The sequence below is a fragment of the Oceanibaculum pacificum genome, from assembly GCF_001618175.1.
In the GTDB taxonomy this organism is placed as follows: domain Bacteria; phylum Pseudomonadota; class Alphaproteobacteria; order Oceanibaculales; family Oceanibaculaceae; genus Oceanibaculum; species Oceanibaculum pacificum.
This window is the reverse complement of sequence record NZ_LPXN01000108.1, coordinates 1-20,646: the sequence shown is the minus strand read 5'-3', so window position 1 is coordinate 20,646 and position 20,646 is coordinate 1. Positions and strand designations below refer to the sequence as shown.

Here is a 20,646-nt window from a genome sequence, read left to right as displayed (position 1 = left end):
GACGAACCATGAGGGTTGCAAATCTCGCGCAGAGCCTTCTGACCCGCACCCAGACGCTGCAGACGCAGGCGCGGCTGCAGATTGCTGAACAGCAGATCAGCACCGGCTACAAATCCAACGTCTTCAGCGGTCTCGGCGGCGATTCGAAGAAGCTGCTGGATTTCGACCGGGCCAGGAGCGGGTTGGAAACCTTCATGGCCACCATCCAGGCGGCCGAGCGGCGGGCCACCATAATGGACGCCTCCATGACCTCGGTGACCGATATCGCCCAGCAGGTCCGGGCCGACAATTTCTCCACCCGCGCCTTCATGGGCGATGCCTCGGTGCGCCAGAACGTCATGACCGGCGCGGAGGAGGCGATCAACACCACGATCAGCGCGCTGAACGCGCAGTTCGAGGGACGCTACCTGTTCTCCGGCTATGAATTCGACACCAAGCCCATCGACATGACCGCCGACGACATGATCGCGGCGGTCGAGGCGCAGTTGACCGCCGACGGCTTCCCGCCGGGCACGCCGGTGACCGCGGCCGATATCGAGGCGGCGATCGACACCTATCTCGGCATCAATCCGGCCGGTGCTGCGGGCTATTACGCTTCCGGCTCCAGCGACACGGTCACTGCCCGGATCGACGAAAACCAGGAGATGGATTACGGGCTGACCGCTGACAATGCGGCCTTCCGGGAAACCTTCAAGGGGTTCCTGATGACCTCAATGTCGGTGGATCGCTATGACGAGCTGAACCAGACCTCGGCCACCGAATTCGACGATTCCTTCACCGACGCCCGCGTTTTCGTCGAGCAGGGGTTCGATCAGACCAACCAGCTCGTCGGCCAGCTCGGCATCCGCCGGCAGAAGCTGGAGGACACACGGATCGGCCATGAGAAGACCATCGACATCCTGGTCCAGGGCATGTCGGACATTCAGGATGCCGACGTATACGAGGCGATCACGGAATTCCAGCGGCTCCAGGTTCAGCTGCAAGCCTCCTATCAGGTCACGGCGCAGCTCTCCAACCTGTCGCTGGTGAACTTCATCTAACCGCGTGCGCCTGCCCCCCAAGGGCAGCCCTGGGGCCGCTCTTGGGGGCAGGCCGGACGATGGCAGCAAAGAGAGGGCGCTCGTCGCCCTCTTTTATTTTTTCTGATTTGCTGCATAATTAAATAGAATTTTAACCATGAGACGCGGAAAGGCGAGCCGATGATCGTGGACAGCATTCGTTTGGCCTTTGATCGAACCGCTGGCGTATCGCCGGTCGCTTCGGAAAAGGCTGACCTTTCCGCTGTCTCGCGCGCACCGCTGCCGGACCGCGACCTGACCCCCCGGCCGACCGAGGCAGCGGGGCCGCGGGTCTGGGGCAATGGCTATCTCAGCCCGGTCATCCGGTTCGACAGCAACACCAGCACGCTGTTTTTCGAGATCCGCGCATTCGAGACGGGCGATACCGAACGCCAGTTCCCGCGCGAGAGAGCGGTGGAGCTTTATCAGCTATTCCAGGATGTGCGGGATAACGGTCCGAGCGGCAGCGCGCCGCCGCAGGCCGATGACGCGCCGCCCACGCCGACGGCCCCCCGGGCCTTGTCGCGCGATGGCGAGGAGGCGGCGAGCCGGTCGGCCGGGCCGGCCGGGTCTGGCGCCCCGTCGGTCACGACACCGCCCTCCCTTGGGGACGCCAGGACGCCGGGCCGATTGCTCAGCCTGGAAACCTGATTCTCCGCCAAGCCTGGCGCTATAATGGAAAAAGCCTGGAAGCATCGTGCTTCCAGGCTTTTGTCTGTGCGAGGGCGGGCGGTCAGATCTGCTTGTCGATGGCGACCGACACGGTCTCGTGCTTCGGGGTGCTGACGCCATAGCTGAACTGGCCGCTGGCGGTGTAGCCGCCGGTTTCGGCCCGCTTGCTCTGGACGGCGTTTTTGATTACCTGGAACACGCGCTCGCCGGCTTCGACGGCGCTGGCCAGGGCGATCATGTTGCGGCCCAGCATGTCCTGTAGGGCGACCATGCGCTGGCCGAGCTGCCGGCGCTCTTCCTCCGGCAGCGCGCGGATCGGCGCCGGATTCTCGTGCAGCGCGCGATGCAGCTTCACATAATCGTTGGAAACCAGGTTCTTTTCGTCCTGGAGCACCCCGATCTCCTTGATCCGGCGTTGTTCGATGCATTGCGTCTCGCGCGTCAGCACGTCGAACAGCCGGTCGATGGCGTTGTTGAAGCTGGCCAGCGAAACCGGCAGCGCCGGGGCTTCCTGCGCCAGCGTCATGGCGGCGAATGCGGCATTCATGATTTGGCCTCCTGCATCCTCAACATTTCAGCTTGGATATGGTTGGCGAGTCCCAGCCCGCCCTTCTGCGCGATCGACTTGCCCACTTCCTGGATCATCATCGAGCGCCAGATGCCTTCCGCCGGGCCGCCGCCGAACATGCCGTCGGTCGACAGCCCCTCGAACATCGGCTTCAGCATTTCGGAGATGAACACCGCCTCGAAATCCTCGGCCGCCTTGCGGGCTTTCTCCGGGCTCATCTTGCCGTTCAGCGACGGCGCCTGGGCGCCGGCCCGGTCGACCGTGGCAAAGGCGTTGTCGAAGGCGGCGGAGGAGACGGCGCTCATTAGATCACCTCGATATCGGCTTGCAGCGCGCCGGCGGCCTTGATCGCCTGCAGGATGGAGATCATGTCGCGCGGACCGACCCCCAGCGCGTTCAGGCCGGAGACCAGGTCCTGCAACGTGACGCCGGAGGACATGACGCTGAGGCGGCGATCGGCGCTGTCGTCGATCTCGATCTGCGTGCGCGGCACCACGGCGGTCTGGCCGCCCTGGCTGAACGGGTTGGGCTGCGAGACCTGCGGCGTTTCCGTCACCCGGATCGTCAGATTGCCCTGGGCGATGGCGACGGTGTTGATGCGCACATTCTCGCCCATCACGATCACGCCGGATTTCTCGTCGATGACCACCTTGGCGATGGAGTCCGGCGAGACGCGCAACTGCTCGATGTCGGTGATCAGCCCGACCGCGTTGTTGGTGTAGTTGGACGGCACCGCCATGCGCACTGTGCCGGGATCGACCGGCTGGGCGATGGGCTGGCCGATGAAGGCGTTCACCGCCTGGGCGATGCGCCGCGCGGTGGTGAAGTCGGGGTTGCGCAGCGAGATATTGACCGATTCCATCTGCGCCATCTGGAACGCGACCTCGCGCTCGACAATGGCGCCGTTGGCGATGCGGCCGGCGGTCGGCACGCCCCGGGTCACCGAGGCGGCGGCGCCCTGGGCGCTGAAGCCGGAAACCGCGACCGGGCCCTGGGCCACGGCATAGACCTCGCCATCGGCGGCGATCATCGGGGTGACCAGCAGCGTGCCGCCCTGCAAATTCGAGGCGTCGCCAATGGTGGAGATGTTCACGTCGATGCGCGTGCCCTGGCGGGAGTAGGGCGGCAGCACGGCGGTCACCATGACGGCGGCGATATTGTCGACTTCCAGGCTGTTGTCGCGGGCGTTCACGCCCAGCCGTTCCAGCATGCCGACCAGGCTTTCGCGGGTGAAGACGGATTTCCGCAAATCGTCGCCGGTGCCGTTCAGGCCGACCACCAGGCCGTAGCCGACCAGGATGTTGTCGCGCACGCCCTCGAAATTGGCGATGTCCTTGATGCGCGAATTGGCCTCGGCCGGCTGCGCCAGCGAAGACAGCGCCAATCCGGCGATCAGAAGCGCCGACAGGGCGCGGCGGATGAGAAGGGTCAGCGGTCGAGGCATATCGTGTTCCTCTGCCTGAACAAATCGTTCGGTGAGGGTAAAGCGAAAACCGTGCCAGTCGTATTCTACCGGCAAATCCCGGCGAACCGGCGCATTTCGGCGCTTTTGCCGGGCCGGCGGCGAAGAAGCCGGTTGCCAGGGCGGCCGGCGGGGCAAAGACTGCCTGCCGCGCGGCGCCGGACGGCAATTCCTGCCGGGTTCCGCAATGGCCCTAAGTTGTTGAACCCATCGGTGGTATAACGATATATAGTTTTGTGGAAAGACGGAGCTCGGATGAAGGTCAACCAGACAGGCACCGTGCGGACCGACGCCACCCGAAAGGCCGATAAGACCAAGGGCCGGGGGGCGGAGTTCGCGCGTCATCTCGGCGAGTCGGAGGAGGCGGACGATACCCGCGGCGTCTCCGGCGTGCGCCAGGCCGACTCTCTCCTGGCCGCGCAGGAAGTCGATGAGCGTCCCGAGCGCCGGGCCCGCCGGCATGGCGAGGATTTACTGTCCCGGCTCGACGAAATCCGCCATGGGCTGCTGATGGGTTCGATCCCCGAAGGGCGGCTGCATCAGCTTGCCCAGATGGTCGACCGGCAGCGCGAGGCGATCATGGATCCGGGTCTGATCGAGATACTCGACGAGATCGACCTGCGGGTGAAGGTGGAACTCGCGAAACTGGGCATGGCGGGCTAGGGTTTTGCCGCCCATATTGGGTATTTCAAAAGTTTCATAACAATTACAATGGCTTGTGTGGTTGTGCGAGGGATAAACTTGCCCTTGTTCTAGATCGGTTCGCTCCGTATACTCCGCGCGCTTAAATTCTCGCAGTGTGGAGTAGGTAATGTCCGCATCGCCTTTGCTGCCGCCCGATTATCGGCCGTCCGAAGACGAGCCTTTCATGAATCCGATGCAGCGCGAATATTTCCGCCAGAAGCTGCTGCGATGGCGGCACGAAATTCTCACCGAGGCTGGCCTGACGCTTAGCCATTTGAGCCAGGAAAATCTGCAGCAGCCCGACATGGCCGACCGGGCCTCGCTGGAAACCGACCACGCCATCGAGCTGCGCACGCGCGACCGGGAGCGCAAACTGCTCTCGAAGATTGATGCGGCGCTGGAGCGGATCGACAACGACACCTACGGCTATTGCGAGGAGACCGGCGAGCCGATCAGCCTGCGCCGCCTCGAAGCCCGGCCGATCGCCACGCTCAGCCTGGAAGCCCAGGAACGCCACGAGCGAATGGAACGCACCCACCGCGACGACTGACAGAAAGGCCGCCCCACCGGGCGGCCTTTTCGCTTAGCGGACAAAGCGGCCAGTGGGATGGGGGAGATTTCCGCCCGAAAGAAGAAGGGCCGCCCCGTGTCCCATCATCGGGGGGCGGCCCTGCTGACCCGCCTTCTGCGGGTCTGTTTGCATCGGATACGGCCTTCTACCGTCCGGATGTCTTCTGTGCGGGCGGCCCTTCTGCCGCCCTCATGCCGGTTGATCAGAACGGCATGATGATGTCGAACACCTGCTGGCCGTAGCGCGGCTGCTGCACGTCGGTGATGTGGCCGCGGCCGCCATAGGCGATGCGGGCCTCGGCCAGCCGGTCATAGGCGATGGTGTTGGTGGAGCTGATATCCTCTGGCCGGATCACGCCGCCGACGACCAGCTCGCGCACCTCGTAATTCACCCGGACCTCCTGGCGGCCGCGCAGCACCATGTTGCCGTTCGGCAGCTTCTGGACGATGACGGCGGCGACGCGCAGATTAATGTCCTCGCTGCGGTTGATGGTGCCGGCGCCGGTGCTGCTGCTGCCGCTTTCCAGCCCCAGCAGATTGCCCGGATTGACCGCGTCCGGCAGCACCTTGCCCAGTTCCGCCTCCAGGCCGAACAGACCGGTCAGCCCGGCATCCTCGGTATTGGCGCGGGTGCGCCGGGTGGTGTTCTCCAATTGCGCATCGTCGGCGATCTGGATGATCACGGTGATGATGTCGCCGACCTGGCTGGCGCGCTGGTCCTTGAAGAAGGCGCGCGAGCCGACGGTCCAGAGCGAGTTGGCCTGGCGGATCTGCGGCCGGGTGGCTGGCATCGGCATGCTCACCGGCGTATAGCCCTTGGCGTGGGTCGGGTTGTCGATGCCGGACAGCTCCGGCGTTGCGCCGATACTGGCGAGGCGGTCGGCGGTGTTGCAGGCCGACAGACCGAGCGCGATCAGCGCGGTGCAGGCCAGCAGGCCGGTCTTGCCGAAAATGGAGGTCGAGCGGGTCATGATGGGACGGTCCTTATGCTCGGTCGCGTTGCTGTCAGTTCAGGGCCACATGGCCGTTGGTAATCACTTCGACGGTGTTCGGGCCAACCACCCGGCCGCGCACGGCTTTCTTGCTGCTGCTGTTGATGACCTGGATCAGGTCTCCCTCGGCGCCGCTCTCCTGGGCGATGCCCAGGGCGGTTAGCTGCATGGTCGGGGTGGCCGCGATCAACGTCACCTTGTCGCCGCGCTTGGCCAGGATGTTCGGCTTTACATCGGTGGTGCGGATGGGCTGATTTATCGGGATCGGCCGACGCGGGATGGTGCCGACGATCTCCTCCGGCTGGCCGACCACGGCGCCGTTCAACTGACCGGCGCGCACCATCTTCCAGGTGATGTCGCGTTCCTGGATGATGTCGCCGGGCAGGATCGAGCGCGACAGCACCGGCACCGAGACCAGATTGTAGAACCGGCCGCTGACCTGCTGGGTCTGCGCCTCCGGGTCGCCGGCCGGCGCGGTGATGGCGGCCTGAAAGCGCTGGGTGCGGTTGTCGAAGGAGAGCCGGTCGACGGCGAAGTTCATCGGCGCGTCGGTGGCGATGTGCAGCCGCAGGCCGCGATTGTAGATATTCACCTCGATTTCGGCCGGCGCGCCGGCATCGATCAGCGCCTGGCGCATCTCGCGCTCGACCTCTTCCATCGGCACCACCAGGCTGGCGCGCTCCACCGCGACCTTGTCCAGCGGGCTGTTCGGCCGCCATTCCAGACCGTGCTTCTGCGCCAGGCGCTGCAAGGTGCTGGCGGTGTAGATGCGGCGCTCGCCGGGCAGCGGGGCGCGGTCGACCTCGATATTGCGGTCGCTCTCCACCCCGGAGAACAGGTCGCCCAGCATGATGCTGCGTCCATAGACCAGGCTGGTCGATTGCAGCGAGACCGGCAGCAGCGCGGCCGCCGCCGCCGGAACGCGGGCGGTGGAAACCAGGGTCTGGCTGGCCTGCGCGGAGATCTGCGCGGGCAGGGCGGAGAGTCCGGCCAGCAGCGTGGCGAGGGCGAGGGGGCGGATATGGCGGTGCATGATCGGTCTCCTTCTCCGGTATCGCGGTTAGCGCAGCCGGGTGACGGTCTGCATCATCTGGTCGCCGGCCTCGATCACCTTCGAGTTCATCTCGTAGGCGCGCTGCGCGGTGATCAGCGCGGTGATCTCGGTCACCGGATTGACGTTGGAGCTTTCCAGGAAGCCTTGCAGCAGCGTGCCGAAGCCGGGCTCGCCCGGATTGGCGGCGATCTCCGCGCCCGATGCCGGGGTTTCGGTCAGCAGATTGTTGCCGATGCTCTCCAGGCCGGCCATGTTCGGGAACACGGCGAGGTCGAGGCGGCCGAGATTCTGCAACTCGATCTGGTTGTCCAGCTTGGCCAGCACTTCGCCGCTGGCGTTGATGGTGACCGACACGGCGTTCTGCGGCACCGCGATGGCGGGCTGCACCAGGAAGCCGTCGGCGGTGACGATCTGGCCTTCCGGGCTAAGCTGGAAGGAGCCGTCGCGGGTATAGGCGATTTCGCCGTTCGGCAGTTCGACGCGGAACATGCCTTCGCCCTGGATGGCGATGTCGAGCTGGTTGTCGGTCAGCAGCAGGCTGCCCTGTTCGTTGATGCGGTAGGTGGCGGCGGTGCGCACGCCGACGCCGATCTGCAGGCCCGATGGCACCACCTGGCCCTGGTCGGAGGATTGCGAGCCGACGCGGCGCAGATCCTGGTACAGCAGGTCCTGGAATTCCGGGCGCAGCCGCTTGAAGCCGACCGTGCTCATATTGGCGATGTTGTTGGAGATGACCTCCACGTTCAACTGCTGCGCCTGCATGCCGGTGGCGGCGATATTGAGAGCTCGCATCTTCGTCTACTCCGTCTGTCTAGGCGACTTGTTATTACGAGGAGGTCAGGGGCTTGCCGAGCCGGCGGATGCCGTCTCGGATGCGGTCATGCTCCTGCTGGATCATGTTGGAGGTGCGCTCGTAGCTGCGATGCACCTCGATCAGCCGGGTAATCTCGGATACCGAATTCACGTTGGAGCCTTCCAGCGCGCCCTGCACGACCTTGAAATTCTCCGCCTCGACCGGTTCGGCCACGGAGACGTAGAGATTGTTGCCGGCCCGGTCGAGCACCTGCGGATTCTCGAAGGCGACGATCTGCATGCGGCCGATCTCCGCCCCGTCCTGGGTGCGCAGAAAGCCCAGCGCGTCGATGGTGATCGGCCCCTGGTCCATCGGCACCGAAACGGGATTGTTCGCATCGTCCAGCACCGAATAGCCTTGGCTGGTCACCAGATTGCCTTCCTGGTCCGGCTTGAAATTGCCGGTGCGGGTGTAGCGCGGGCCGGCCGGGGTATCGACGACGAAATAGCCATTGCCGCTGATCGCCAGATCATAGGCGTTGCCGGTGCTCTGCAACGGCCCCTCGGTCATGTCGAAGGCCATCGCCCGGTCCTGCACATAGGAAATCTTCTCGCCGATGCGGGGCTGTTCCAGATATTCGGAAAACAGCACCCGCTGGCCCTTGAAGCCTGTCGTATTGCCGTTGGCGACATTATTGGCGATGGCGGACAGCTCGCGCTGAAGGCCCATTTGCCGTGACAGGGCGATAAAGGATGCGTTTTCCATCGAACTCGTGCTCCCGAACCGATCTTTCCGCTGGGGGCCGCCTGGCCCGCCTTTCCGGTCGGCAAAGCTGATGCATGCCGTGTGCCAATCGATGAAGATGGCGGAAATACTGGAGTTTCGCGCTTCTCGGCAGGCTGCGTGGGGCGGCAGAAAGGGCCGTCGGAAGGGCTTGCCCGGCAAAATCTGTCCAGTGCCGTTTCCAGGCACGCAACGGGGATTGCGCCTCTCGACCACAATATGACGGGGTGGCGACAGCACCGCCGACAAGCTGTTGCGTGGCGATCTCCAAGCGCTGCTTTAAAGACACCCCTGGATTGGTATAGAATTACTGTTAATTTTGGCGTCCGGTTCCGGCGGGGCCGTCCCGGCCCCTGCCGGATGCCGCCGCTGGGCTCGGTAGGCACGGCTTTTGCGTGATGGTTGGACGCCGTCCGGAAGTGTGGCTTCCGGGACTTTAGGGAATGGAACGAAGCGATGGCGGCTGACGCAATCGGCGAAGATTTCGAGGATGGCGGGGGCGACGGCCCGCGCAAGAAGAAGTTCAGCGGCAAGAAGCTGATCCTCTTCATCGTGCTGCCGCTGCTGCTGCTGATCGGCGCGGGGGCGGGCGTCTACCTGTCCGGCATCCTCGGCCCGAAGCAGGAAGCCGCGCCCGCGACCGACCAGGAGGCGCCGCCGCCGCCGCCGGCCCAGGCGGTGTTCTTCGATCTGCCGGAGATCATCGTCAATCTGAACAGCGCCGGGCGCCGCAGCACCTTTTTGAAGATGAATGTCAGCCTGGAATTGCAGAATCCGAACGATATCGGCCGGATCAACGAGGTGATGCCGCGCATCATCGATAATTTCCAGGTCTATCTGCGGGAGCTGCGGATCGAGGACCTGCAGGGGTCGGCCGGCATGTACCGGCTGCGCGAGGAGCTGCTGCGGCGGGTCAATCTGGCCGTTCGCCCGGCCCGCGTGCGCGACGTGCTGTTCCGCGAAATGCTGGTGCAGTGATGCACCCGACGGAGGCGTGATTTGAGCAACGACCAGGACGCTTTGGCAGACGAATGGGCCGCCGCCGGCGATGACGACCTCATGGAGGACGGCACAGCCCGGGTTCTGAACCAGGCTGAAATCGATTCGCTGCTGGGCTTTGACGAGGATGGGGCCGGCGACGGCGAGAATTCCGGCATTCACGCCATCGTCAATTCGGCGCTGGTGTCCTACGAACGCCTGCCGATGCTGGAGGTGGTCTATGACCGCCTGGTGCGCATGATGTCGACCTCCTTGCGCAACTTCACCTCGGACAATGTCGAGGTCTCGCTCGACAACATCAACTCGATCCGCTTCGGCGACTATCTCAACTCCATCCCGCTGCCCGCCATGCTGGGCGTGTTCAAGGCGGAGGAGTGGGACAATTTCGGTCTGCTGGTGGTCGATTCGGCGATGATCTATTCCATCGTGGACGTGCTGCTGGGCGGCCGGCGCGGCACGGCGGCGATGCGTATCGAGGGCCGTCCCTACACCACCATCGAGCGCAACCTGGTGGAGCGCCTCATCAACGTCGTTCTGTCCGACCTGTCGGCGGCGTTCGATCCGCTGTCGCCGGTGACCTTCCGCTTCGAGCGGCTGGAGACCAATCCGCGCTTCGCCACCATCGCCCGCCCGGCCAACGCCGCCATCGTCGCGCGGTTGCGCATCGACATGGAGGATCGCGGCGGCCGGCTGGAGATGCTGCTGCCCTACGCCACGCTGGAGCCGGTGCGCGAGCTGCTGCTGCAGATGTTCATGGGCGAGAAGTTCGGTCGCGACTCGATCTGGGAAAGCCATCTGGCGACCGAGCTGTGGAACACCGAGATCGAGCTGGAGGCGGTGCTGGACGAGGTGCCGGTGTCGCTGGGCGACGTGCTGAACTGGAAGGTCGGCAGCCGGCTGCTGCTGGATGCCGATTCGGATTCGCAGATCGATCTGCGCTGCGGCAACGTCACGCTGTTCGGGGGAAAAATGGGGCGCAAGGGCTCCGATATCGCGATCCGCATCGAAAAACGCCATCGGAAGATGTAGAACAGAGGCAGCCGCGGCGATTGGCGGCCGCGACCGTTAGAGGGGTGGGACATGGACCTGGATCCGTCATTGATCCTGGAAGTGTTGGTGGCGGGGCTGCTCGCCGCCACCATCGTCTATGCCGCGATCCTCAACCGCAAGCTGGGGCGGCTGCGCGCCGACCGGGCGGAGATCGAGCAGATGATTGCGCGCTTCGTCGAGGCGACCCAGAAAGCCGATCATTCGGTGCGCGGCCTGAAGGCGACGGCGGATGAAGCCGGACGCTCGCTACAGCAACCGATCGACCGGGCGGTGGCGATCCGCGACGAGCTGGTGTTCATGATCGAGCGGGCCGACGCGCTGGCCGACAAGCTGGCGATCCGAAGCGCGCCGCGCGACGAGCGGGGGGCGGCCGGCTTGGCCGCCGGCCTTGCCGCCGGACTCGCCGCCGAGGGGGTAAGAGCGCCCCGGGAGGCGCCCAGGGAGGCGACCCGCGAGACATTGAGGGGGCAGCCGGAGCCGGCGGTTGAGCAGGAGGAGGATGTCGCGATGGGCGGCCGTTCCAAGGCCGAGCGCGATTTGCTGCGCGCTTTGCGCAACGCCCGCTGACGCCGCCGCGCGACAAGGAATTTGAAGGGACCGACCATGGGCTTGCCGATCCGATTGCTGCCGGTGACCATTCTGGCCGTGATGCTGTTGCTGACCGTGAAGCTGGGCGATATCTGGCAGGATGTCACCCGCCTCGGGCCGGCGCCGCTGGCCGCGCAGCAGCAGCAACCGAATCAGCCCGCCCAGCAACCCGGCCAGCAGCCGGCGCCGAAGGCCCAGTCGATGCCGGTGCCGAACTCGGCCGCTGGCGGAAAGGATGGCGAGAAGCCGATCGACCCGATTCTGTTCAGCCGCTCCGAGATCGAATTGCTGCAGGAATTGTCGCGCCGCCGCGAGGAGCTGGACCAGCGCGAGCAGACCCTGGCGCAGAAGGAAGGGCTGCTGGCCGCCGCCGAGCAGCGCATCGAGAAGAAGATCGGCGAGCTGGCCTCGATCCGCGTCGACATAGAATCGCTGATCAAGAAATATAACGAGCAGGAAGAAGCGGAATTGCAGCGCCTGATGAAGATTTACGAGGCGATGAAGCCGAAGGACGCCGCCGCGATCTTCAACAATCTGGAAAACGAGGTGCTGCTGCAATTGCTGGAGCGGATGGCCGAGCGCCGGGTGGCCCCCATTCTGGCCGATATGGACCCGAAGCGGGCGCAGCAGATCACGTCGGAGATCGCGGCCCGCCGGCAGATGCCGAAACTCGAAGAGGCGGCGAAACAGTGAGCCGTCTTCTTCCACTTTAATCGAGCGGCTTAACGCTTGCTTAATGAAGCTCTTTATAGAGTGGCTTCCGCAGGCGGTTAACCATATACGACCTGTTTTTTGTGACGCCAACCGAGGTGATTGATGTCAGTCGATATGAACATGGAAATTCTCATCGTCGATGATTACAGGACGATGCTGAGGATCATCCGGAATCTGTTGAAGCAGATCGGCTTCGACAATGTCGACGAGGCGACCGACGGATCGATGGCGCTGAAAAAAATGCGCGAAAAGAGTTACGGCCTGGTCATCTCCGACTGGAACATGGAGCCGATGACCGGCCTCCAGCTTTTGAAGGAGGTGCGCGCCGACGCCAAGCTGAAGAGCACGCCCTTCATCATGGTCACGGCCGAAAGCAAGACCGAGAATGTGATCGCCGCCAAGCAGGCCGGCGTGAACAACTACATCGTGAAGCCGTTCAACGCCGCGACACTGAAAATGAAGCTCGTCGCCGTCATCGGTAACTTCTAAGAGGGGTGAAGGCCCGTGTCCGGTCTCTCCAAACAGGGTCGCTCGGCATCGCTCGCCGCTGAAGCGCCGGCGCCGACGACCGGCGAGGTGGTCGAGATCGTCGAGCAGATGATTGGTTCGATCCGCGGCGATCTCTCGCCCGGCGCCTTGCAGCTCTATGGAGAGCTGGAGGAGTTAGCGCGCTTCATCCGCAACACGCGCGAGGAGCTGGCGACCATCGGCGCCGACGAGCTGCGCGACCATGATATCGCCAGCGCCACCGACGAGCTGGCCGCCGTGGTCGGCGCCACCGAGGACGCCACCGGCAAGATCCTGGATTCCTGCGACGTGATCGCCGAGATCGCCGCCGAGATGCCGGCCGAACAGTCGGCGCGCGCGACCGACGCCGTGACCACCATCTACGAAGCCTGCAATTTCCAGGATATTACCGGCCAGCGCATCACCAAGGTGGTGCGCACGCTGCAGCATATCGAAATCAAGGTCGGCCAGTTGCTGGGGGCTTTCGGCGCGTCCGGCGCGGTGGTCGCTCCGAAGGCGGATAAACCGAAGGCCGCTGCGTCGAAACCGGCCGCTTCCGCCGCAACGGATGCCGATCTGCTGAACGGGCCGCAACTGCCGGGCAACGCAAATTCCCAGGCCGATATCGACGCTATCCTGGCGAGTTTCGACTAAGCGGTGTATGCATTAACCCTGTAAGGTACGGGGCGGAACCGCGATAATCGGAATGTTCGGAGAGCAGCAGCCGGAAGAGACGGCCAACCCGGCAGCAGCCGGCGGTCAGGCATTGCTGAGCCTTTATCTGCTGCTGCTCGCTTTTTTCATCCTGCTGCATTCCATGTCCAGCTTCGAGACCGAGCGCGCCCAGCAGGTCGTCGAGGGCGTGAATCAAAGCTTTCCGTCCTTTCTGCGCACCGGCACCGTCGGAGGCGACGGCATCGCCGCCGGCGGTCTGGCCGTCGGGGCGGATTCCTCGGCCAAGCTGGGGGCCTTGTTCCAGCAATATTTCGCCCTGGAGCCGGTGGACCAGGCGGCCCGCGCCGATGTCTACCGGGTCGATCTGCCGGTCGCCACGCTGTTTCCCGGCGACGGCGCGGATATCTCGCCCCGGGGCATGGCTTTCTTCGCGCCCTTCGCGGAAATCCTGCGCAACCCGCCGGCCGGGACGCGGCTGGAGGTGGAGCTGTTGCAGGGCGGAAGCATCGATCTGCCGGCCGCCCGCGCCGGCATTCAGACGCCCGCGATGGCGCGGATGAGCGCCCTGGCGCAGGCGCTGATCGCGGCTGGCCTGCCGCCGGACCAGCTTTCGGTCGGCTTCATGCCGGGCTCGGCGCAGCGCATCGGCTTCTTCGTCACTGTGCTGCCGGCGGATGCGCCGGGCGTCACCTTTGCCGCGACCGGACCGTAGCGATGGCGCGCGACAATTTCGCCCTCGGCCATGAGAACGGCCCTTCCCCCAATGCCGGAGGAGAGGAGGGGCCGGACCCCTTCATCGTCCTGCCCAAGGTCGGCGGTCCGGTCTGGCTGCTGACCTTCCTGGACATGATCGCGCTGGTCCTGGCCTTCTTCATCATGATGCACGCCATGTCGACGCCGCAGTCGGAGCCGTTTCGCGAATTATCGGCGACGCTGGCCGACCGGCTGAACCCGAACAAGGAGACAGTGGCCGCCGCCCCGCCGACCGCGCTGGGTCTGAACCCGGACCGGCGACAGGCGGCCCTGGACCTGGATTATCTCTTCTCCGTCCTGCGCACCCATCTGGATGGCGAGCCGGTCTTGGCACGAAGCGTGCTTCATCGTTTGCCGGACCGGCTGGTGATTTCCCTGCCGAGCGATGTTCTGTTCGAGCGCAACAGCGCCCGGCTCGGCGATTCCGCCGGCCGCGCCCTGTTCGCCCTAGGAGGGGTGTTGAGCAATCTGGGCAACCGCGTGGATGTTTACGGCCATACCGACCCGGCGCCGATTCGCGCCGGGCCCTATGCGACCAATTGGGAATTGTCGCTGGCGCGCGCGCAGTCGGTGGCAGCATCGCTGCTCGACTCCGGCTATGATAAGCCGATGACAGTGCAAGGATTTGCCGATACACGCTTCGCCCGGCTCGCCGGCGACATCGACCTGCCGCGCCGCGAGGCGCTGGCGCGCCGCGTCGATCTGGTGATCTATCCGACGCAGGCTGCGGCGGCCCCATGATGCGCGCGCCGCTCGCCCTTCTGCTGCTGGCCCTGGCCCTGTTGGCCGGGACCGTCCAGACGGCCGTCGCCCAGCAGGCCCAGCCGGCGGATATATCGGTGCGCGGCGGGCTGCATGAGGGCTATGCCCGTCTCGTTTTCGATTGGCCGGGGTCGATGGAGGTGCAGTCACGGGTCGAGGGCAACACGCTTATCGTTACGTTCGACCGGCCGATCCGCGCCAATCTCGATTCCGCCGTGGCCGATCTGCGCAGTTTCCTGGCTGGCGGCTCGATGACTCCGGACGGTCGCTCCGCCATCTTCGCCCTGGTGCCGGGGGCCTATGAGGCGCGCAATTTCAAGATCGGCACCTCTGTGGTGGTCGACCTGGTGCGCCAGGGCGCCGCCGCCGCGCCGCCGGCCGCCGCTCCACAAGCAGCCGCCCCGATACCCGCCGCTCCCGCCGCTTCCGTCCCACCGGCGGATGCGCCTCGCCTGACCGTGCGCGGCGGCGACCATGCCGGCTACAGCCGGCTGGTGTTCGACTGGAACCGCCCGGTCGAGTTCAGCGTGGATCGCGGCGACGGCACCGCGACGGTACGCTTCGACCGGCCGGCGCAATATGAGATCGGCAGCTTGAACAGCCGGCCCCTGCGCAATATCCGCCGGGTCGATCCGGTCGCGGCCTCGGAAGGACGCGCGGTCGATCTGCGCGTTCCCGGCGATGCCCGGCTGCGTTATTTCCGCAGCGGCACAAAGGTGGTGGTCGATGTACTCGATCCGGCCGAGGCAGCACCCGCGCCGACAGCCGATGCGGCGCCGCGCCCCACGCCCCCGCGCCCCACGCCGCCCCGCCCGGCACCGCCGCAGAGCGCGCAGACGTCAGCCCCAGCCGACGCTCCGGCATCTTCCCCGGCCGCCCCGACCGCCGATGCTCCGGCGCAACAGGCCGCGCCCGCCGTGCCACCGGTAGCCAGCGGCGAGGGCGGGGGGCAGGCGATAACCTCCGCGGTACCCGCCACGCCCGCCACACCGACCACCTTGGGGCCTTCCCAGCCGCAGCGCATCCGCGCGCCGGTGGCGCTGGAGCAGTTGCCGGGCGAGGCGGTGCCGGTGACGCTGCGCCGCGAGGGCGACATGGTGGCGCTGCGCTTCGAATGGCAGCAGGCGGTCTCGGCGGCGGTGTTCCGCCGCGCCGGCCATTTATGGGTGGCGTTCGACGAGGGCCGGCGTTTTGCCCTGACCGGCGACATTACCGGGCTGGAAACGCAGGTCTTCTCCCAGGCGCAGCAGGTGCCGGTGCCGGTCGGCTCGCTGCTGCGCGCCCGGCTGGTGGAGGGCGTCAACCCCCGCGTCTGGCGCGACGGCAATGCCTGGGTGGTTGAGCTGCGCGCCCAGGGCATCCGCCCGGATGTGCCGCTGAACGCCGAGGTGCAGCCGGTCAGCCCGCAGGGGCCGCGCCTGTTCATTCCGGTGACCGGCATCGGCGAGACCATCATCGTGCGCGATCCGGAAGTGGGCGACGAGTTGAACATCGTGCCGCTGGCCCCGCTCGGCCGCGGCATCGAGGGTGAACGCAGCTTCGCCGAGTTCGAATTGCTGCCGACAGTGCAAGGCATCGTCGTCGCTCCGCGCGCCGATGGCGTGGCGATCCGCGACCTGCCGGACGGCGTGGCGATCACCAGCGCCGAGAGCGGCGGTCTGGCCCTGTCGCGCGACGTGCCGAAGCGCGAGGCGACCTTCGGCGACCAGAGCGAATCGGGCCTGCAAAGCGGCCGGCCCTTCCCGATGACGCAATGGCGGCGCGGCGGACGCGATAGTTTCTACCGCGACCGGCAGCAGCTGCAATTCGCCATCGCCGACGCGACCAGCATCGCGCGCACCAAGCCGCGCATGGAGCTGGCGGAGTATTACTTCGCCAACGGCCTGGCGGTGGAGGCGCAGGGGCTGCTGCGCACCATCGTCACCGAAGACCCCGATATTGCCAATGTGCCCAGCTTCAAGGCGCTGCGTGGCGCGTCCTTCTTCGCGTCCGGCCGCTATGCCGAGGCGAAGGAGAGCCTGTCCGACCGCGCGCTGGACGGCAGCCGCGAGATCGCGCTATGGCGCGGCGCTGCGGAGGCGGCGATGGGCAATTGGAACGCCGCCGTGGAGCAATTCGCCCGCGCCGGCGAAATCCCGGCCGATTATCCGCGCAACTACACCACCGAGATCGCGCTGCTGGCCGCCCAGGCGGCGATCCGCGTGGGCGATTATCGCGGCGCCGGGGAATTCCTGAACGTGGTGGCCGACGGCCAGCCGACGGATAGCGAGCGGGCGCGCATCAATTTCCTGCGCGGCCGCGTGCTGGCCTCGGCCGGCGACAAGGACGAGGCGATGGCGCTGTGGCGTCCGCTTGCCGATGGCACCGACCGCTGGGCGCGCATCCGCGCCGCCCGCGCAATCATCGAGGAGGAGCTGGCGCAGGGCAGCATCACCCCGGGCGAAGCAGTACAGCGGCTGGAGAATCTACGTTTCGCCTGGCGCGGCGACGAGCTGGAATTCGATCTGCTGCGCCGCATGGGCGAGCTGTACCTGTCGCAGAATGATTACCGCAACGGGCTGGCGACGATGCGCGAGGCGGTCACCCTGTTCCCGGACAGCCCGGAGACGGCGACGCTGACCCAGACGATGACCGATTCCTTCGCCAAGCTGTATATCGACGGCATCGCTGACCAGATGCCGCCGCTGACCGCGCTGGCGCTCTATGACGATTTCCGCGAGCTGACCCCGCCCGGTGCGCGCGGCAACGAGATGATCCGCCGTCTGGCCGACCGCCTGGTAGCCGTCGATCTGCTGGACCGGGCCGCCAATCTGCTCGACCGGCAGGTGAAATTCCGGCTCGAAGGCGTCGACAAGGCCCGCATCGGCGCGCGGCTGGCGCTTATCCGCCTGCTGGACCGCCGGCCGGACGCCGCCATCGGCGCGCTGGACGAAAGCGCGGTCCCCGGCATGCCGGGTGAACTGGTGGCGGAGCGGGGACGGCTGCGCGCCCGGGCGCTGTTCGATCTCGGCCAGCCCGATCCGGCGCTTGCTCTGTTGCAGAGCGACACTTCCCGCGAGGCCGACCTGCTGCGCGCGGATATTCTGTGGCGCAAGCAGGATTGGGGGGCCGCCGCCGGCGTCTTCGCCCGCCTGGCGCAGCCTATCCAGGGCAAACGCGACCTGACCGAAACGGAGGCCACCACGGTGCTGAACTGGGCGATTTCCGCCTCGATGAGCGAGAATGGCCAGCAGGTGGCGCTGATCCGGCAGAATTACGCGCAGAGCATGGACAACACGCCCTATCGCGAGGCGTTCCGGCTGATCACCAACACAACTTCCGGCGATCTTGCCGATTTGCAGACGCTGACCCAGCGCTTCCAGGAAGTGCAGCGCTTCCAGTCCTTCCTGTCCAACTACCGCGAAAAGCTGAAGAACAGCCAGCTCAGCGCGATCAACTGATCGGCGTTCCCCGCTACGGCAAGCGGGCGGCTCCTATCCCCCCGCCTGGCGGATAGCCTGCCAGACGCGGTGCGGGGTGGCCGGCATGTCGATATGGGTAATGCCGTAGACCGACAGCGCGTCGACCACTGCATTCATCACCGAGGGCAGGGAGCCGGCGCAGCCGGCCTCGCCGCAGCCTTTCGCCCCCAGCGGATTGGTGGTGGCGGGCACGGCATGATAATCCTGCACCATGTCGGGCATATTGTCGGCGCGCGGCATGGCGTAATCCATGTAGGAGCCGGTTAAGAGCTGGCCGTCGGCATCGTACACGGTGTTTTCCATCAAGGCCTGGCCGATGCCCTGGGCGACGCCGCCATGCACCTGGCCCTCGACCATCATCGGGTTCACGATGGTGCCGAAATCGTTCACGGCGGTGTATTTCACCACCTCGACCACGCCGGTGTCGGGATCGATCTCCACTTCCGCGACATGGCAACCGTTCGGGAAGGCCGAGGGCGCATTGTCGAAGATGTGCTGCACATCCAGCGCGCCCGGCTCCAGCTGGCCGGCCAGATCCATCAGCGAGACCGAGCGGTCGGTGCCGGCGATGGTGAAGCGGCCCTCGGCGAATTCGATATCGACGCTGGCGGCCTCCAGCACCGAGGCGGCAAGCTCCCGGCCCTTCTCAACCACCTTGTCGGCGGCTTCGATGATCGCAGCACCGCTGGCCATCAGCGATTTCGAGCCGCCGGTGCCGCCGCCGGCGATCAGCTCGTCGCTGTCGCCCTGGAGCAGCTGGATGCGCTCGAACGGCACGCCCAGCCGGTCGGACAGCACCTGGGCGAAGGGCGTGGCGTGGCCCTGGCCGTAATCCAGCGTGCCGGTGATGATGGTGACGTCGCCATTCGGCTCGAAGCGCAGGCCGCCCATTTCCTGGGCCGGCGGGGCGGTGACCTCCAGATAATCGCCGATGCCGATGCCGCGCAGCTTGCCGCGCGCTTGCGATTCCGCCTTGCGGGCCGGGAAGCCCTGCCAATCCGCCAGCGCCAGTACCCGGTCCAGCACGGCGGTGAAATCGCCGCTGTCATAGGACATGCCCGAGGCGGCCAGATAGGGCATCTCGCTCGGCCGGATATGGTTGCGGCGGCGCAGCTCCGCCCGGTCCAGGCCCATCTCGCGGGCGGCGGTGTCGATCAGCCGCTCGACATAGTAATTCGCCTCCGGCCGGCCGGCCCCGCGATAGGGGCCGATGGGGGCGGTGTTGGTCAGCACGCAGCGGCTGTTCACCTCGATCAGCGGGAAGCGGTACAGGCTGACGCCGTTCTTCACGATGTTCATGGTGTGCATCAGCGGCCCGACCGTGGAGAGATAGGCCCCCTGATTGGCCAGCAAATCGAAGCGCACGGCGAGGAACTTGCCTTCGGCATCCAGCGCCAGCGCGCCGGTCACCAGATGGTCGCGGCCATGCTGGTCGGACAGGAAACTCTCGGACCGGTCGGCGGTCCATTTCACCGGGCGACCCAGCGCCTTGGCGGCATGCAGGATGCAGACATATTCCGGGTAGATTGGGGCCTTCATGCCGAAGGAGCCGCCGACATTGCCGGTCAGCACCCGCACCTTGTCGTTGGGAACCTTCAGCACGTCCTTGGCGAGTTGATTGCGCATCGGGAACGCGCCCTGGCTGCCGGCATGCAGCGTCCAGCGCCCGCTCGCCGCATCATATTCGCCCAGTGCGGCACGCGGCTCCATCGCATTCACCACGATGCGGCTGTTCACGATGTCCAGCCGGGCGACATGCGCGGCGTTGGCGAAGGCGGCCTCGACGGCGGCGCTGTCGCCGGAATGGAAGTCGAGCGCCAGATTGCCCGGCACCTCGGCATAGATTTCTGGCGCGTCCGGCTCCAGCGCGGCTTTCATGTCGGCGATGGCGGGCAGGGAATCGATGTCGATTTCAACGGCTTCCGCCGCCTCGCGCGCCTGCATCGCGGTCTCGGCCACGACGAAGGCGACCGGGTCGCCCAGGAAGCGCACCTTGTCGGCGGCCAGGGCGAAGCGCGGCGTGGTCCTGGTCGGGCTGCCGTCGCGGTTGGGAATCTTCAGCTGGAAGTTCAGACCGCCATAATCCCGCATGTCGGCGGCGGTGTAGACGCCCAGAACGCCCGGCATGGCCTTCGCCGTCTCACTGTCGATGCCGCGGATCACGCCATGCGCATAGGGGCTGCGCACCATCGCCGCATAGGCCTGGCCGGGCAGGGAGATATCGTCGCTATAGCGGCCCTGGCCTTGCAGCAGCCGGAAATCCTCCTTGCGCGGAACGGGCCGGCCGATGGCGGTGTTCTGGTGCTGCGGCGACGAAAGCGGTGCGTTCATGTCCCGGATATCCCTCAACGAAACAGGGTCGGCGGCATGATAAACCGCTCCATGCCGCCTGCGTCACCCGTTAATCGCGGTTGGCAGGCATGAAAGAGGGCGGCGGCGTGAGCCGCCTCATGCTGAGGAGCCCCTTCCACGTCCCTTGGCGGGGCTCCTCAGCATGAGGG

At 65.9% G+C, this 20,646-nt stretch carries 21 protein-coding genes; 13 read left to right on the top strand and 8 right to left on the bottom strand.

The window, feature by feature from the left end; genetic code table 11:
- Positions 1 to 8: 8 nt before the first annotated feature.
- Together AUP43_RS10205 and AUP43_RS10200 are read left to right on the top strand one after the other, a co-directional pair.
- Positions 9 to 1,040, top strand: a complete 1,032-nt coding sequence (locus AUP43_RS10205) for a flagellin (protein ID WP_067556175.1) — start codon at positions 9 to 11, stop codon at positions 1,038 to 1,040.
- A gap of 159 nt (positions 1,041 to 1,199) precedes the next feature.
- Positions 1,200 to 1,709, top strand: a complete 510-nt coding sequence (locus AUP43_RS10200; protein WP_067556172.1) for a hypothetical protein — start codon at positions 1,200 to 1,202, stop codon at positions 1,707 to 1,709.
- An 82-nt stretch (positions 1,710 to 1,791) separates the two neighbouring features.
- On the opposite strand, the gene AUP43_RS10195 is transcribed toward AUP43_RS10200, so the two are convergent.
- Genes AUP43_RS10195 through AUP43_RS10185 form a run of 3 tightly spaced genes read right to left on the bottom strand, consistent with a single transcriptional unit; the run spans position 1,792 to position 3,742 of the window.
- Positions 1,792 to 2,277: a hypothetical protein gene (locus AUP43_RS10195; protein ID WP_067556169.1), complete on the bottom strand. Its 486-nt coding sequence runs from the start codon at positions 2,275 to 2,277 to the stop codon at positions 1,792 to 1,794.
- A complete protein-coding gene (locus AUP43_RS10190; protein WP_067556166.1) occupies positions 2,274 to 2,603 on the bottom strand; it encodes a rod-binding protein in 330 nt (109 codons plus the stop codon). The genes AUP43_RS10195 and AUP43_RS10190 overlap by 4 nt, the downstream gene beginning before the upstream one ends.
- On the bottom strand, positions 2,603 to 3,742 hold the full coding sequence (locus AUP43_RS10185) for a flagellar basal body P-ring protein FlgI (RefSeq protein ID WP_084462709.1): 1,140 nt from the start codon (positions 3,740 to 3,742) through the stop codon (positions 2,603 to 2,605). The genes AUP43_RS10190 and AUP43_RS10185 overlap by 1 nt, the downstream gene beginning before the upstream one ends.
- A gap of 273 nt (positions 3,743 to 4,015) precedes the next feature.
- Here AUP43_RS10185 and AUP43_RS10180 point away from each other — a divergent pair, with 273 nt between their 5' ends.
- Both AUP43_RS10180 and dksA read left to right on the top strand, forming a co-directional pair.
- On the top strand, positions 4,016 to 4,423 hold the full coding sequence (locus tag AUP43_RS10180; protein ID WP_067556163.1) for a flagellar assembly protein FliX: 408 nt from the start codon (positions 4,016 to 4,018) through the stop codon (positions 4,421 to 4,423).
- 148 nt (positions 4,424 to 4,571) lie between these two features.
- Positions 4,572 to 4,994 carry an RNA polymerase-binding protein DksA gene (dksA, locus tag AUP43_RS10175; RefSeq protein ID WP_067556160.1) on the top strand — a complete coding sequence of 141 codons (423 nt, stop codon included), beginning with the start codon at positions 4,572 to 4,574 and terminating at the stop codon, positions 4,992 to 4,994.
- Positions 4,995 to 5,217: 223 nt separating this feature from the next.
- On the opposite strand, the gene flgH is transcribed toward dksA, so the two are convergent.
- The 4 genes from flgH to flgF are packed head-to-tail and all read right to left on the bottom strand — an operon-like array spanning position 5,218 to position 8,618.
- Positions 5,218 to 5,985 (bottom strand): flagellar basal body L-ring protein FlgH, encoded by a 768-nt coding sequence (gene flgH, locus AUP43_RS10170; protein WP_067556157.1) that lies wholly within the window; start codon positions 5,983 to 5,985, stop codon positions 5,218 to 5,220.
- Positions 5,986 to 6,019: 34 nt separating this feature from the next.
- Entirely contained in the window at positions 6,020 to 7,039 is a 1,020-nt protein-coding gene (gene flgA / locus AUP43_RS10165; protein ID WP_067556154.1) for a flagellar basal body P-ring formation chaperone FlgA, read from the bottom strand.
- Positions 7,040 to 7,066: 27 nt separating this feature from the next.
- Positions 7,067 to 7,852, bottom strand: a complete 786-nt coding sequence (flgG, locus tag AUP43_RS10160; RefSeq protein WP_067556150.1) for a flagellar basal-body rod protein FlgG — start codon at positions 7,850 to 7,852, stop codon at positions 7,067 to 7,069.
- A gap of 34 nt (positions 7,853 to 7,886) precedes the next feature.
- Positions 7,887 to 8,618, bottom strand: coding sequence for a flagellar basal-body rod protein FlgF (flgF, locus tag AUP43_RS10155; RefSeq protein ID WP_084462708.1), 732 nt, complete (start codon positions 8,616 to 8,618; stop codon positions 7,887 to 7,889).
- A 474-nt stretch (positions 8,619 to 9,092) separates the two neighbouring features.
- On the opposite strand from flgF, the gene AUP43_RS10150 reads away from it, so the two are divergent.
- From AUP43_RS10150 to AUP43_RS10110, 9 genes are all read left to right on the top strand, one after another.
- Positions 9,093 to 9,614, top strand: coding sequence for a flagellar basal body-associated FliL family protein (locus AUP43_RS10150; RefSeq protein ID WP_067556144.1), 522 nt, complete (start codon positions 9,093 to 9,095; stop codon positions 9,612 to 9,614).
- 81 nt (positions 9,615 to 9,695) lie between these two features.
- Positions 9,696 to 10,664 carry a flagellar motor switch protein FliM gene (gene fliM, locus AUP43_RS10145; RefSeq protein ID WP_232315027.1) on the top strand — a complete coding sequence of 323 codons (969 nt, stop codon included), beginning with the start codon at positions 9,696 to 9,698 and terminating at the stop codon, positions 10,662 to 10,664.
- A gap of 51 nt (positions 10,665 to 10,715) precedes the next feature.
- On the top strand, positions 10,716 to 11,252 hold the full coding sequence (locus AUP43_RS10140) for a DUF6468 domain-containing protein (RefSeq protein WP_067556137.1): 537 nt from the start codon (positions 10,716 to 10,718) through the stop codon (positions 11,250 to 11,252).
- Positions 11,253 to 11,288: 36 nt separating this feature from the next.
- A complete protein-coding gene (locus tag AUP43_RS10135; RefSeq protein WP_067556134.1) occupies positions 11,289 to 11,966 on the top strand; it encodes a MotE family protein in 678 nt (225 codons plus the stop codon).
- A 123-nt stretch (positions 11,967 to 12,089) separates the two neighbouring features.
- Positions 12,090 to 12,476, top strand: coding sequence for a response regulator (locus AUP43_RS10130; RefSeq protein ID WP_067556131.1), 387 nt, complete (start codon positions 12,090 to 12,092; stop codon positions 12,474 to 12,476).
- Between the two features lie 15 nt (positions 12,477 to 12,491).
- The gene (locus tag AUP43_RS10125) at positions 12,492 to 13,148 is read left to right on the top strand and encodes a protein phosphatase CheZ (RefSeq protein ID WP_067556128.1); all 657 of its coding nucleotides are present in this window, start codon (positions 12,492 to 12,494) and stop codon (positions 13,146 to 13,148) included.
- A 52-nt stretch (positions 13,149 to 13,200) separates the two neighbouring features.
- A complete protein-coding gene (locus tag AUP43_RS19240) occupies positions 13,201 to 13,881 on the top strand; it encodes a flagellar motor protein MotB (protein ID WP_067556125.1) in 681 nt (226 codons plus the stop codon).
- A gap of 2 nt (positions 13,882 to 13,883) precedes the next feature.
- Positions 13,884 to 14,663, top strand: a complete 780-nt coding sequence (locus AUP43_RS10115) for an OmpA/MotB family protein (RefSeq protein ID WP_067556123.1) — start codon at positions 13,884 to 13,886, stop codon at positions 14,661 to 14,663.
- The gene (locus AUP43_RS10110) at positions 14,660 to 18,124 is read left to right on the top strand and encodes a tetratricopeptide repeat protein (RefSeq protein WP_157089306.1); all 3,465 of its coding nucleotides are present in this window, start codon (positions 14,660 to 14,662) and stop codon (positions 18,122 to 18,124) included. Before AUP43_RS10115 ends, AUP43_RS10110 begins: the two co-directional genes overlap by 4 nt.
- A gap of 33 nt (positions 18,125 to 18,157) precedes the next feature.
- Here AUP43_RS10110 and AUP43_RS10105 read toward each other — a convergent pair whose 3' ends face one another.
- A complete protein-coding gene (locus AUP43_RS10105; protein WP_067556117.1) occupies positions 18,158 to 20,476 on the bottom strand; it encodes a xanthine dehydrogenase family protein molybdopterin-binding subunit in 2,319 nt (772 codons plus the stop codon).
- Between the last annotated feature and the right edge of the window lie 170 nt (positions 20,477 to 20,646).